Origin of the sequence: Neorhizobium sp. CSC1952 (assembly GCF_030378245.1) — a bacterium.
Lineage (GTDB): Bacteria > Pseudomonadota > Alphaproteobacteria > Rhizobiales > Rhizobiaceae > Neorhizobium > Neorhizobium oryzae_A.
On sequence record NZ_CP128416.1, the window covers coordinates 1,872,859 to 1,886,332 of the forward strand.

At 59.5% G+C, this 13,474-nt stretch carries 13 protein-coding genes and 1 pseudogene; 7 read left to right on the top strand and 7 right to left on the bottom strand.

Annotated elements, in window-relative coordinates:
• Window positions 1-16: 16 nt before the first annotated feature.
• The 4 genes from leuB to QTA58_RS09390 form a co-directional block, all read right to left on the bottom strand.
• Window positions 17-1,126, bottom strand: coding sequence for a 3-isopropylmalate dehydrogenase (leuB, locus tag QTA58_RS09375; RefSeq protein ID WP_085421575.1), 1,110 nt, complete (start codon window positions 1,124-1,126; stop codon window positions 17-19).
• A 168-nt stretch (window positions 1,127-1,294) separates the two neighbouring features.
• The gene (locus QTA58_RS09380) at window positions 1,295-1,684 is read right to left on the bottom strand and encodes a RidA family protein (protein ID WP_289672559.1); all 390 of its coding nucleotides are present in this window, start codon (window positions 1,682-1,684) and stop codon (window positions 1,295-1,297) included.
• A gap of 16 nt (window positions 1,685-1,700) precedes the next feature.
• Window positions 1,701-2,306: a 3-isopropylmalate dehydratase small subunit gene (leuD, locus tag QTA58_RS09385; RefSeq protein WP_289672560.1), complete on the bottom strand. Its 606-nt coding sequence runs from the start codon at window positions 2,304-2,306 to the stop codon at window positions 1,701-1,703.
• Between the two features lie 131 nt (window positions 2,307-2,437).
• The gene (locus tag QTA58_RS09390) at window positions 2,438-2,665 is read right to left on the bottom strand and encodes a hypothetical protein (RefSeq protein WP_085421571.1); all 228 of its coding nucleotides are present in this window, start codon (window positions 2,663-2,665) and stop codon (window positions 2,438-2,440) included.
• 108 nt (window positions 2,666-2,773) lie between these two features.
• Here QTA58_RS09390 and QTA58_RS09395 point away from each other — a divergent pair, with 108 nt between their 5' ends.
• Entirely contained in the window at window positions 2,774-3,676 is a 903-nt protein-coding gene (locus QTA58_RS09395) for a CoA ester lyase (protein ID WP_289672561.1), read from the top strand.
• Window positions 3,673-3,879, top strand: coding sequence for a DUF1737 domain-containing protein (locus tag QTA58_RS09400; protein ID WP_289672562.1), 207 nt, complete (start codon window positions 3,673-3,675; stop codon window positions 3,877-3,879). The genes QTA58_RS09395 and QTA58_RS09400 overlap by 4 nt, the downstream gene beginning before the upstream one ends.
• 13 nt (window positions 3,880-3,892) lie before the next feature.
• On the opposite strand, the gene QTA58_RS09405 is transcribed toward QTA58_RS09400, so the two are convergent.
• The gene (locus QTA58_RS09405; protein ID WP_289672563.1) at window positions 3,893-4,330 is read right to left on the bottom strand and encodes a metallopeptidase family protein; all 438 of its coding nucleotides are present in this window, start codon (window positions 4,328-4,330) and stop codon (window positions 3,893-3,895) included.
• 172 nt (window positions 4,331-4,502) lie between these two features.
• On the opposite strand from QTA58_RS09405, the gene QTA58_RS09410 reads away from it, so the two are divergent.
• The 5 genes and pseudogenes from QTA58_RS09410 (at window position 4,503) to bfr (ending at window position 11,327) form a co-directional block, all read left to right on the top strand.
• On the top strand, window positions 4,503-5,441 hold the full coding sequence (locus QTA58_RS09410) for a hypothetical protein (RefSeq protein ID WP_289672564.1): 939 nt from the start codon (window positions 4,503-4,505) through the stop codon (window positions 5,439-5,441).
• 10 nt (window positions 5,442-5,451) lie between these two features.
• Window positions 5,452-6,900: a DNA polymerase Y family protein gene (locus QTA58_RS09415; protein WP_341850280.1), complete on the top strand. Its 1,449-nt coding sequence runs from the start codon at window positions 5,452-5,454 to the stop codon at window positions 6,898-6,900.
• Window positions 6,897-10,355, top strand: a complete 3,459-nt coding sequence (locus tag QTA58_RS09420) for an error-prone DNA polymerase (protein ID WP_289672565.1) — start codon at window positions 6,897-6,899, stop codon at window positions 10,353-10,355. Before QTA58_RS09415 ends, QTA58_RS09420 begins: the two co-directional genes overlap by 4 nt.
• A gap of 117 nt (window positions 10,356-10,472) precedes the next feature.
• Window positions 10,473-10,876 (top strand): annotated as a pseudogene (locus tag QTA58_RS09425) ((2Fe-2S)-binding protein).
• On the top strand, window positions 10,842-11,327 hold the full coding sequence (gene bfr / locus QTA58_RS09430; protein WP_085421560.1) for a bacterioferritin: 486 nt from the start codon (window positions 10,842-10,844) through the stop codon (window positions 11,325-11,327). Before QTA58_RS09425 ends, bfr begins: the two are co-directional and overlap by 35 nt.
• Window positions 11,328-11,708: 381 nt before the next feature.
• On the opposite strand, the gene QTA58_RS09435 is transcribed toward bfr, so the two are convergent.
• Together QTA58_RS09435 and QTA58_RS09440 are read right to left on the bottom strand one after the other, a co-directional pair.
• Window positions 11,709-12,245 (bottom strand): RNA pyrophosphohydrolase, encoded by a 537-nt coding sequence (locus QTA58_RS09435; protein WP_289672566.1) that lies wholly within the window; start codon window positions 12,243-12,245, stop codon window positions 11,709-11,711.
• Window positions 12,246-12,260: 15 nt separating this feature from the next.
• Window positions 12,261-13,460 (bottom strand): divergent polysaccharide deacetylase family protein, encoded by a 1,200-nt coding sequence (locus QTA58_RS09440; protein ID WP_289672567.1) that lies wholly within the window; start codon window positions 13,458-13,460, stop codon window positions 12,261-12,263.
• Between the last annotated feature and the right edge of the window lie 14 nt (window positions 13,461-13,474).

Genomic DNA, 13,474 nt, shown 5'->3' on the forward strand with positions numbered 1-13,474 from the left:
AGGGCTTTGTCCTGCCTCATGCCGAAAGGGAGACGAATTCCTTCAGGATCGCATCGCCCATTTCCGACGTGCCGACCTTTTTGCAGCCTTCGGCCATGATGTCGCTGGTGCGGATGCCCTGGTCGAGCACGTTGGCGATCGCCTTTTCCAGGTTGTCGGCTTCCTTCACCATGTTGAAGGAGTAGCGCAGGCACATGGCGAAGGAGGCGATCATGGCGATCGGATTGGCAATGCCCTTGCCGGCGATATCCGGCGCGGACCCGTGCACCGGCTCGTAAAGCGCCTTGCGCTTGCCGGTCTTGGCATCCGGTGCGCCGAGGGAGGCGGAGGGAAGCATGCCGAGCGAGCCCGTCAGCATGGCAGCCACGTCCGAGAGCATGTCGCCGAACAGATTGTCGGTGACGATGACGTCGAACTGCTTCGGCTGGCGCACGAGCTGCATGCCGCCGGCATCGGCCAGCATATGCTCGAGCTTCACGTCCGAATAGGAGCGCTTGTGCGTTTCGGTGACCACCTGGTTCCACAGCACGCCGGACTTCATGACGTTGCGCTTTTCCATGGAGCAGACGGCGTTCTGCCTGGTGCGGGCGAGTTCGAAGGCGACGCCGGCGATGCGCTCGATCTCGTAAGTGTCGTAGACCTGCGTATCGATGCCGCGCTTCTGGCCGTTGCCAAGGTCGATGATTTCCTTTGGTTCGCCGAAATAGACCCCGCCGGTGAGCTCGCGGACGATCAGGATATCGAGGCCTTCCACCAGTTCCGGCTTCAACGAGGACGCGGAGGCGAGCGCCGGATAGCAGATCGCCGGCCGCAGGTTGGCGAAGAGTTCCATATCTTTGCGCAGGCGCAGGAGGCCGGCTTCGGGACGTACTTCATAGGGCACGTGATCCCATTTCGGGCCGCCCACGGCGCCGAAGAGCACGGCATCCGCCTTCATGGCCTTGGCCATGTCCTCTTCGGAGATGGCGGCGCCATGCGCATCGTAGGCGCAGCCGCCGACCAGGCCTTCGTCGAGCACGAAATCGGCCTTCATGGCGCTGTTCATATGGGCAATGATCTTGCGGACTTCGCCCATGGCCTCAGGGCCGATGCCGTCGCCGGGAAGGAGGAAGAGGTTCTTTGCCATATCTTATGGTGTCCTTGCTCTATCGTTTACGCATGTCTTTATCCCGAAACCGGCTTTCGCTTTCGGGCGGCATGCGTCAGCAGGCTCACCATCCTCCCGCGCGGAGATGATTATCCCGCGCCTGGCAAAACCTCGTCCGAGCCTGCCGAAGGACGAGGCCGGAAAGGTTCAAGAACTGCCGGCGCCGATGCGGGCCGTCACTTCGATTTCGATCTTCATTTCCGGAGTGGTCAGGCCGCAGACGACCATGGTCGCAGCCGGACGGATTTCGGAGAAAGCCGCGCCAAGCACCTCGACCACGGCATCATAGTCCGCCATGTCGGTGAGATAGTAGCGCACCCGCACCACATCCTGCAGGCCGCTGCCGGCCTCCTTCAGCGCCTTTTCGATCGTGCCGAGCGCATTCCTCGTCTGATCGGCGACGTCGTCCGGCATTTCCATCCTGGCATAGTCATAGCCGGTCGTGCCGGAGACATAGACCATGTCGCGGTCCACCACGGCGCGCGAATAACCGATCCGCGCTTCGAAGGGCGATCCGGAGGAAATCCGCTTGATCATCAGGGCGTTCCTGAAATCAGAGCCAGGGACGCTCGCTACGGTTCCTGGTCTCGAAGCTGCTGATCGCCGCATCGCTCTTCAACGTCGAGGCGATGTCGTCGAGGCCTTCGAGCATGATGTGGCGACGGCCCGGGTCGATGTCGAAATGGATCGAGCCGCCGTCCGGCCCGGTGATTTCCTGGGCCCCCAGGTCGATCGAGAGGATGGCGTTCGAACCGCGTTCGGCATCATCCATCAGCTTGTCCAGGTCTTCCTGGGCGACGACGATCGGCAGGATGCCGTTCTTGAAACAGTTATTGTAGAAGATGTCCGCGAAGCTCGTGGAGATCACGCAGCGGATGCCGAAATCGAGAAGCGCCCAGGGCGCATGTTCGCGCGAGGAGCCGCAGCCGAAATTGTCGCCGGCGACGAGGATCTTGGCGTTGCGATAGGCAGGCTTGTTCAGCACGAAATCCGGGTTTTCGGAACCGTCTTCGTTATAACGGGCTTCCGCAAAGAGACCCTTGCCGAGGCCGGTACGCTTGATCGTCTTGAGGTAGTCCTTGGGGATGATCATGTCCGTGTCGATATTGACGACCGGAAGCGGCGCTGCGACGCCGGTGAGCTTGGTGAACTTTTCCATGATCTGCCTCCACGTGGGACTTCATCTGCGGAAGCTGCCATAAAGCAAATCTGCGCGGATTTGAAGGGCTGTTTGCCCTCAACCGGTACGCCAAGACGGCCTGAATCGGCCTATTTATCGGTTTTTGTCGATCAAAGGTCGATGATCGTGCCGCGACCGTCGTTCCAGACGCGCATTTCGCGCTTATCCGTCTTCGCTCGCACCGGTACCGGCTTCAGCCGCGCCGAAAGCGCGCGCCCGATGGACAGGATTGCGAGAATGCCGGCAAAGGCGACAGTCAGGGAAGCCGTCAGCAGCGCTGCCATGGCGAGCACGGCAATTGCCGAAACGATGACGAAAAATGCACGAATGTTTTGCATGGTCCAAACCTTTCTCAGGAAGGAATGTGGGCCCTCCCGCCCTTTCTTGCAAGAGGTTTACGCTGTCATGGTATTGTCGCAGGCTCAAAAGATTGGCACAAAGCGGTGATGATCGCCTCGACCGACATCAATTCTTCTACTGTTCGTCTTCGCCGCTCTGTTCTGAGCGTACCAGCCGGTAACGTCAGGGCACTGGAGAAGGTTCCTGGTCTCGATTGCGACGCGGTGATCTTCGATCTGGAAGATTCCGTCGCGCCGGAAAAGAAGGCCGAGGCCCGCGACAATCTGCGCCGGCTGTTCAAGGAGAAGCCGCTTCAAGGCCGGGAAATCATCATCCGCATCAATCCGCTCGAAACCGACTTCGGAAGGTCCGACATGGAGCTCGTTCTCGAAGCTTCGCCGGATGCGGTGCTGATCCCCAAGGTCGAGCGCATTTCCGAAGTGCAGGCAGTGGCGGATATGCTGTCCGACGCCGGCGCTCAGGACAACCTTGCCATATGGGCGATGATCGAGACGCCGAAGGGAATCCTGAACGCGGCAGCGATTGCCGGAACGGACGAGCGCCTCCAATGTTTCGTGGTCGGTCTCAACGACCTGCGCAAGGAAACCGGCGTGCCGCCGCAGCCCGGCCGCACCTATCTCGTACCCTGGCTGATGCAGGCGGTGCTTGCCGGCCGCGCCCACGGCCTCGACGTCATCGACAGCGTCTTTAACGATTTCAAGGATGCCGAGGCTTTCGACGCGGAATGCGCTCAAGGCCGGGCCATGGGCTTTTCCGGCAAGATGCTGATCCATCCGGTCCAGATCGGACCCGCCAACCGGCATTTCGGTCCCGATCCGCAGGCGGTGAAAGAGGCCGAAACGGTGATTGCCGCCTTCGCAAAGCCGGAGGCGGAGCACCTCAACGTCATCAATCTCAATGGCAAGATGGTCGAGCGCCTTCACCTGGCGGAAGCGGAAAAGCTTGTCGCCAAGGCTCGGACCATCGCTGAACGAAAGAAAACCTCATGAAGCTCTACCGTTTTCTCACCGGCTCGGACGATTCCTCCTTTTGCCACAAGGTGACGGCCGCGCTGAACAAGGGCTGGGAGCTTCATGGGTCGCCGGCCTATGCCTTCAACGCCACGACCGGTGAGATGCAATGCGGCCAGGCGGTCACGAAGACCGTGCACGGCAAGGACTATGATCCCGAGATGAAACTCGGCGAACAATAGGACCTGTCAGGGTTCAGCGCTGGGCGGCTTCTTCGGCGCTCGCCTCGATGCGCTCCATGTCGGCATCGCTGAGGCCGAAGTGATGGCCGATCTCATGGATGAGGACATGGGTGATGATGTCGCCCAGCGTCTCCTCGTTCTCGGCCCAGTAATCGAGGATAGGCCGGCGATAGAGCCGGATGCGGTTCGGCAGTTCGCCGGTTTCGACGGTAAAACGTTCGGAAATGCCGCGGCCCTCGAAAAGGCCAAGCAGATCGAATGGGGTTTCCAGCGCCATGTCCTCAAACACTTCGTCGTCCGGAAAATCCTCGATCTCGATGATCAGATTGGTCGTCAGTGCCCGGAATTCTTCCGGCAAGTGACCATAGGCCTCGATCGCCAGCGATTCGAACGTGCTGATCGTCGGCGCGTGGCGATCCTGCCAATCGTCGGTCTGGTCAATACGGGCCATAGGCTCTCCTTCTTATCAGGCCCATATAGTGCCTTCAGCGATATTTTTCGAGAGAAGAATCATCGGCCTATTGCCGGAGGAAAAGATTCCCGGAGCCTGCCTGTTGACTCTTGTCGGGAGCTCTGGAATCCATAAGAACATAAAGTGAACATATGCGGATGGAGTTGACGCCATGGCCGGGAACGCCACGGCGCAGGAGACGCTTTTTGCCCTGCGTGAACAGATCGCCAGACTGGAGGGAAAACCCCTGCCGGCGCTCGTGGCGGCGGAGCAGGCAAGGGCCGCCGAGGACCCGGACCGTCACGGAGCCAAGACCGGCCGGCCTCGCCTGCCGCTCGGCATAGAACCGGTGGATGCGGCTTTGGAAGGCGGTCTGCCGCTCGACGGCCTAACGGAAATCCGCACTTCCCTGATGGGGAATGCCGGTTCGGCGAGCGGATTCGTTCTCGCGCTTTCAGCCTATCTCAAGACCAGAGAAAGGAGCGAGGCGCCTGTTCTGTGGATCGGCGACGTCGTTTCCGCCCAGGAGGCGGGCGTTCCCTATGCCGCCGGCCTCAAGCAATTCGGATTGAACCCTGATGATATTCTCTATGCGTGGCCGCGCAAGCTGGAGGACGCGTTGTGGCTTGCGGAAACCGCGGCGGCAAGCGGGGCGCTTTGCGCCACCATCCTCGAAATCCGGGACAATCCCAAACATTTCGGTCTTACCGAAAGCCGAAGGCTCGGCCTTCGGGCCAAAGCGGCGGGGCGGCCGCTTTTTGTGCTGCGGCATGGAGCGCAAGAAGAGGCAAGCTGTGCCGTCTTCCGCTTTCTTGCCGAACCGGCGCCGGCTTCCGAGCGGCGCCTTCCGGATGGATCCGTACTTGGCGGCAGTATCGGCCATCCGATTTTCCGATTGATCTTGGAGAAGAGTCGCAATCCGGCTCCGCTCTCCTTCTTTCTGGAGTGGAATCCCCGTGACCGTCAATTTTCCCTCGCCCGAAAAGCAGCAGAAATTTCCTCTTTCCGCAGCCCGTCAGCGCATCCTGGCGCTCGTCTTCCCGCACCTGCCGACCGACAGGATCGCTCGCCGGCTCTGGGGTCTGTCGTGGCGTTCGAAAGGGCGTCCTGACCATCCGCCGATCCTCTGTGCAGGCCGGCGTGACAATGCGATGCGGCTCACCGCGCTGGACGAAGTCTCCGAGCGCCTTGGATTGAAACGGGGGCAGGGACTTGCGGAAGCGCGCGCCATGTATCCCAAGATCGATGTGACGGACGAGGACGAAGCTGCCGACCGGGTGCTTCTCGAAGCGGTTGCCGATTGGTGCGACCGTTACACCCCGCTCGTGGCGCTCGATGGCCGCGAGGGCCTCTTCCTCGATATCACCGGTTGCGCGCATCTCTTCGGCGGCGAGGAGGCCTTGCTCAAGGATGTTCTCGGCCGGCTCTTCCACATGGGTTTCGATGCCAAGGGGGCGATTTCGTCGTCCTCCGGCCTCTCCTGGGCGGCCTGCCGTTTCGGGCGCGGGGGCGTGATTGCCGATGACGACATGGAAGATGTGCTGGCGCCGTTGCCGGTCAATGCCTTGCGCATCGAGGAGGGCACAGTCAAAGCGCTCTATAAACTCGGACTGAAGCGGGTGGGCGATCTCATGCCCATGCCGCGCGCGCCGCTTGCCCGCCGTTTCGGCACGCATTTGCTGCTCCGGCTGGACCAGGCGCTTGGAGCAGATGAAGAAGCCATTTCACCCCGCCGGCCGGTAGCGGCTCTTTCGGCCGAGCGGCAGCTCGCCGAGCCGATACAGGCGGAAGAGCATATCCTTCAACTGACAGGCCAGATCGCGGTTTCGCTGAAATCGGGATTGGAATCGCGTGGCGTCGGCGGACGGCTTTTCGAACTGGTATTGTTTCGCGTCGATGGCCGTGTTTTCCGCATCACCGCGGGCGCTTCGCAGCCGCTCCGCGATCCGAAACGCATCTCGTCGCTGTTTTCCGAACGTTTGACCGCCGTGCATGACGATCTCGATGCAGGTTTCGGCTTCGAGCTTTTGCGCCTCAACGTGCTGCAGCACGACACCTTCAAAACGATCCAGGATGATTTTACCGGCGATGGCCAGGATGGGATTTCCCTTGTCGATTTCATCGATCGGGTCTCGGCTAGGCTCGGGGCGGAGTGTCTGCAGGTCGCCGAACTGCGGCAAAGCCACCTGCCGGAACGGGCGAGAATTTTCGTGCCGGCGATGACTGCGAGAAACATGCGGGCGGAAGTCGAGAAAGTTTTTGCCTTCGCGCCCAGAACAGATCGGCCTTTGCGGCTTTTCCGTCACCCCGAGCCGATCGATGCTTTCGCGGCAGCGGTGCCGGATGGTCCTCCCGAGCGGTTCCGCTGGCGCCATATCGTTCATCAGGTCATCCGGGCCGAAGGCCCTGAACGGATTTCGCCGGAATGGTGGGTAGACCCGGAAGACGCGCCGGAACGTGACTATTTCCGTCTGGAAAGCGAGATAGGCCGCCGTTTCTGGGTTTTCCGCGAAGGTCATTACGACGGCAAGACGCCGCCAAACTGGCATATTCATGGGATTTTCGCATGAAGGACACCCCTGCTTTTTTCGAGATCGGCGCCCGGACGAATTTCTCCTTCCTGGAAGGCGCGGCGAGGCCTGAGGAGATGGTTTTTACGGCCAGTGCGCGCGGTCTTTCGGGGCTCGGAATTGCCGACCGAAATTCCGTTGCCGGCGTGGTGAGGGCCTTTACAAAGGTCCGCGATATGAAAGCACGGTTCAAGCGTGCAGAGGAGATCGGTGCGGAAGCCGTCCTGAAGGAGGACGACGAGCCAATCTTATGGCCGGTGTCTGTTCAGCCTGGAGCACGCCTTGTTTTTGCCGATGGTACACCGGATGTATTGGCTTATCCCCGGAATCGAAAGGGCTGGTCCAATCTCTGCCGTCTGTTGAGCCGGGGAAATCTCAGGACTGAAAAGGGTTCTTGTATCCTTGAGGAATGGGATCTGCTCGAATGGTGCAGCGAAATGATGCTCGCTGTCGTACCGGATTTCTCCCGCGCGGAAGATGGTGCATACTTGGCGGACTTGGAGGAGCGCCTAGGCCGTTATCGAGATAAATTCCAAAGGAACATCTATCTCGTCTTGTCGTCGACCTACGATGGGCGGGACGTGGTTGTCTTTGCCACTCTTGCGCGGACCGCTTCACGCATTCGTATGCCATTGGTCGCGACCAATCTACCCCTTTTCCATCTTCCTTTTCGGCGATCGCTTTCGGATGTCGTGACGGCTATTCGCGAACACGTGACGGTCCAGGAGGCAGGCTTTCGTCTCGCTTCGAACGGAGAGCGGCACATCAAGCAAGGTGCCGAAATGGTGCGGCTTTTTAGGAGATATCCGGAGGCTGTCGCCAATACGGAAAAGTTCTTCCGGTCGCTGAAATTCTCATTGGATGAACTCAGCCATAACTATCCGGATGAAAGTGTTCCGGGCGAGACCCCGTTCGAGACTTTGAAGAGGCTTACCTACGAAGGAGCTGTATGGCGGTATGGAGAGATACCCCCAGAAATAGAAGGCCAGATCAAATACGAGTTGAAGCTTATCGAGGATAAGAAATACGCGCCCTATTTTCTAACTGTCCGGAACATCATGGAGTTTGCGCGAGGCGCAAATATTCTTTGCCAGGGACGAGGTTCCGCGGCCAATTCCACGGTCTGCTACTGTCTTCGTATTACCGATGTCGATCCCAAGAAGGTTTCGCTTCTCTTTGACCGCTTCCTTTCGACGGATCGTGACGAGCCGCCCGATATCGATGTCGATTTCGAACATGCGAAGCGCGAGGAGGTCATTCAGCACATTTACCAGAGATATGGCTTCCGCCATGCGGGTCTGACGGCTGCGGTGACGAGTTACCGGACCCGCATGGCCGGTCGTGAAGTCGCCAAGGCGTTCGGCTTGTCCGAAGATGTGCAAAACGCGCTTTCGAGCACGGTCTGGGGATGGTCGGAGGAGGGCACATCGGAACGGGAAGCAAAGGCGGCAGGCCTGGATACGACCGATTTCGTGACCAAACAGGTCCTTTCGCATGCGAAGGAGCTGATGGGGTTTCCCCGCCATCTGACCCAGCATGTCGGGGGTTTCGTTATTACGCGCGATCGGCTGGATGAGGTCGTGCCGATCATGAAAACGGCGATGCCGGGCCGCTATATGATCGAGTGGGACAAGGATGATCTGGATACGCTCCATATCCTGAAGGTCGATGTGCTCGCTCTGGGAATGCTCACCTGCATGGCTAAGGCTTTCGATCTTCTTCTGCTTCATTACGACGTGAAAAAGACCCTGGCCGACCTCGGCAACAAGGATCATGAGGATGGAAAGCCCGTCTACGACATGATCTGTCGCGCTGATACGATCGGCGTCTTCCAGATCGAGAGCAGGGCGCAGATGAGCATGCTGCCGCGGCTAAAACCTCGCACCTTCTATGATCTCGTGATTGAAGTCGCGATCGTCCGACCGGGTCCTATTCAGGGAAACATGGTGCATCCGTATCTGCAGCGACGGGAAGAAGCTCGAAAAGATGAGAATTTCAAAGTCGACTATCCCAAGAATGAGATGATCCCGATTTTGCAGCGCACGCTTGGCGTGCCATTGTTCCAGGAGCAGGCGATGCAGATCGCGATCACGGCGGCCGGATTTTCTCCCGCGAAAGCCGACAGCCTGCGCCGATCCATGGCGACCTTCAAACGCTCGGGGCGCGTGAAGGAGTTCGAAAACGACATGATCAACGGCATGGTCGAAAAGGGCTATCCGAGAGATTTCGCCCAACGTTGCTTCAACCAGATAAAAGGTTTTGGCGAATACGGTTTTCCGGAAAGCCATGCGGCGTCATTCGCCCTGCTTGTCTATGCTTCTTCCTGGATCAAGGCCTACTATCCGGATGTCTTCTGTGCGGCGATGCTGAATTCGCAGCCGATGGGATTTTATGCGCCGGCGCAGCTCATCCGGGATGCACGGGAGCATGGGATCGAAATCCGTCCGGTGGACATCAACTTGTCGGATTGGGATTGCCTGCTGGAGAAGGCCGTCTTCGACAGGCAAGCGATCGATGAGCGCCATCGGTCCATGTGCGATGTCATCAAGACGGAGCACGCCGTGCGGCTCGGCTTTCGGCAGGTCAAAGGACTTGCCGAAAACGACATGATCGAAAAGCTGATCGCCAATCGGGGAACCGGCTACACATCCGTTCATGATCTCTGGCAGCGGTCGGGTCTCGACAAGTCGGATATCGAACGATTGGCGGATGCCGATGCCTTCAACTCCATTGGTCTTACCCGTCGTGAGGCGCTTTGGGCCGTCCGGGCTCTCGAAATGAGAAGTGCTACCGAGAGATTGCCGCTGTTCGATGTGGCGGGCGGCACGGATCTTCGATCCGAACCGGCGGCGAGGCTTCCGAAAATGCTGCCGGGCGAGGAGGTCATCGAAGACTATCGATATCTTTCCCTATCGCTGAAAGCGCATCCGGTTTCCTTCCTGCGCGAGGAATTCAAGGCTATGGGCATTACCCGCAGCGTCGATCTTCTGAAGGTTCCGAATGGAAAGCGGGTCACGATCGGTGGAATCGTGCTCGTGCGGCAACGTCCGGGGTCTGCCAGCGGTGTGATCTTCATGACGCTGGAAGATGAGACCGGCGTTGCCAATGCGATCGTCTGGCCGAAGGTTTTCGAGCGTTTCCGGCCGGTCGTCATGGGTGCGCGGCTCGTTAAAATCCGGGGGAAGCTGCAAAGTGCGAGCGGCGTCATCCATACCATCGTCGAACATATCGAGGATATCACGCCGATGCTCGGACTTCTTCAGAGGGAAGCGCGGCACTTCGGCGTATCAGCCCGCTCCGACGAGGTGCTGCAGTCCAGCGGCGACCATCGGCAAAAGCGGCATTCCAACGGAATGGAGGAAATCCGCACCCGAAGCCATGCCACGGCAGAGCCCCCGCATTCCTATGCAGACGAGCCGGGAAGCGTCATGCCGAAAGGCCGCAATTTCCATTGATTGCCGGGAGAGGGGATGCTCTTGGTTACTGCGGCAGCCATTTTTCGGCAGATGATGCGGATCGCCAGCCTCCAGCCGTCTCTGCAAGCTCGCGGCATCGGCAGGTTTCCTTAAGAAGTGATGCAGATGTCCGATTTTTTCTTGACATCACCTGTCCTCTTTCGCAAAAAAGAGGATGTTAATGGTCATGTTTCGCAGGTCGACCGAGAATGCTGGTTTGCAGTTGCAATTACATTACCGACAGGGAAATCCGGGACACGATCGTCCAGCTCCTTGACGAAGACTGTTGGCAGCTCATCGTTCCGGCAAAAGTCTACCATGCCATGGCGAAGCGCGGCCGCTGTTGCGGCTGCTTTCCGAACGTCGTCGATCTGATCATCCGCACAACCGAGGAATATCACGCCGAGCGCCACTCGACGGAAGCCGAAGTCGTTGTATATATGTCCCGCTTGAAGCAATTACATGAAGAAAACAGGAGAGCGGACATTGAAAGGCGACTCAAAGGTCATCGAGCGGCTTAACGAGGCATTGTTTCTCGAACTTGGCGCTGTCAATCAATATTGGCTGCATTATCGCCTTCTTGAAGACTGGGGCTATATCAAGCTCGCCAAGAAGGAGCGCGCTGAGTCCATCGAAGAGATGCAACACGCCGACAAGCTGGTCGCGCGCATCATCTTCCTCGAAGGCCATCCCAATCTGCAGACCGTCGCACCCTTGCGTATCGGCCAGAATGTCAAGGAAGTCCTGGAAGCCGATCTCGCCGGCGAATACGACGCCCGCACGTCCTACAAAGCGTCTCGCGATATCTGTCACGCGGCCGGCGACTATGTTTCGATGAAGCTCTTCGAAGAACTTCTGACCGATGAGGAAGGTCATATCGATTTCCTCGAAACGCAGCTCGACCTTCTGGGGAAGATCGGCGAGGAGCGTTATGGTCTCCTCAACGCCGCTTCCGCCGACGAAGCCGAATAAGGCTTGACATAGTCATAGATCAAAGAACCCGGCGTCATATGCGGCGGGTTCTCCTGGGGCGGCCACCTTCCATCCGTTTCAAACGTAACGGGCATTTTGGAAATTCGGATACGCCCGTATCTGAAGAAAGGCCGCGCCTTCAGGGCGACGAGCTGCTTTTCCGTATGTGTTGAGGCGGGGCTGAGGATGGGTGGATGTAAACCACCCGGCCGGCGATCACACCGTCTCGCAACGGGAGGCGGCAGCCACCTGAAATGGGTGACTGGAGCGGAACTGTATCCATGGGTGATTGCTTTTCATCCCGCTTGCAGGCGCTCCCCTCCTCGTGTCCGCCGGCCAAGCCAGCAGAACCGGTTCGCCCCTCCCGAGACCTGAAATACTTTAGGCCGCCGCCCTGGCCAGATGAGCAAACTCGGCGACGACCTTTTCGTAAACCGCGCGCTTGAACGGTACGATCAGGGCGGGAAGATCCGCCATCGGCTTCCATTCCCAGGCGTCGAATTCCGGTTCGTGGCCGCCCGGCGGCGGGTTGATGGCAATCTCGCTTTCGTCGCCTTCGAAGCGGAACGCGAACCATCGCTGTGTCTGGCCGCGATACTTGCCTTTCAATCCTATGCCGATCAGATGCGGCGGCAGATCGTAGTTGATCCAGTCGCGCGATTGAGCCAGTAGCGTCGCGGAGCGGATGCCGGTTTCCTCGTAAAGCTCGCGATAAGCGGCGGGAAGCGGGTCTTCACCCTTGTCGATACCGCCCTGCGGCATCTGCCAAAGTTGTGGCGAGCCATCGTATTCGCTGTTGCCCTCCGAGATGCGGCGGCCCGCCCAGACAAGGCCCTCGCGGTTCAGCACCATGATGCCGACACAGGGCCTGTAGGGCAGATCCTCGGCCCGCACGGGGCGTTTGTCTTTGCTGCTCATGCGCACTCCCATCGATCAGGGCCTGGTACTCTCGTTCGCCAGGGCCGAAATGCCGACGATTTCGATACCGCGCTGCGATGCTTCTTCGGCCCATTGCCTTATCGCATCCACGCTCTCATCGAAAGCGGACGCGATGCCGACCGCCGTGCCCTTGCGGCCGGCAATGCGTTCCAGCTCGTCCAATTTCTTGAGAATCGCGTCTTTCTGCAACTGCCCGTCAAGAACGAGGTTGCCGAAAGCGTGAGGCAGCTCGATTGCCTTGGCGATCGCTTCGGTCTTCGATTGGGCGGACGTTCCGTCGTCCAGGAACAGCAGGCCGCGCTTGGCGATATCCCGCAGAACGGGCTCGAGCGCGCCGGCATCGGAAAGATAACGGCCGCCCAGATAATTCATGATGCCGGTGTAATTCGTGATCCTGCCCATGGCTTCATGCAAGCGGCCGAGATTCTCCTTCGGCGGTGTCTGCGTGAGCAACGTTCCGGGACCGGGATCGTTGGCCGGGTAATCGAAAGGCTCGAAGGGCACCTGGATCAGGATCTCGTGGCCGCTGCGGCGGGCCTCCTGCATCCAGCGCTGCAGGCTGTTGCCGCTTGCGGCGAAGGCAAGGGTGACGGCCGGCGGCAATTGCTGGATCGCTCTCTGCGTGCCGGTCTGGCTGAGGCCCAGGCCGCCCACGACGATCGCGATCCGCGTGCCGCGCGCGCCGGACCATGGCCGAGCATACTGATCCATCGGCCGGAAACCATCAGGCCCGACGATCGGCAGCCGTCCATAAGGCGAATCTTCGAGCAGCGCTTCATTGGGCTGGGCGGCCATGCGGGGATCCTGGCCGATCCTCTGCGCATCGATCAGGACCGGTCCGCCGCCATCACGGGTGCCGGGCGTATATTTCGTCACGATGCTGCCGTCGTCGGTCAGCGTACGCTCGATCCTGGCGCCGGACGTCGGATTGACGCGAGACATGCCGGCGGTTTGCTGCGCGGCAGCGTCCGGATCGTTCCCGGCAGGAGATTGAACCTGTTCCGGCTTGGGCGTCGCCGAAGCATCGGACGCGGCCTGTTTCAAGGCGTCGTCCCCCTGCATGGCATAGATCGAAAGGCCGAGGATGACAGTAGCGGCGAGAGCCACAGCGACGACTGCGAGGGAAACTTTTCTGGTCCGTCGCCGAGCGGCCGGCCGGTTTTGTCCGAGCGGGGCGTGGAGATCGGTGCCCAAGGGTCAAGTCCGCG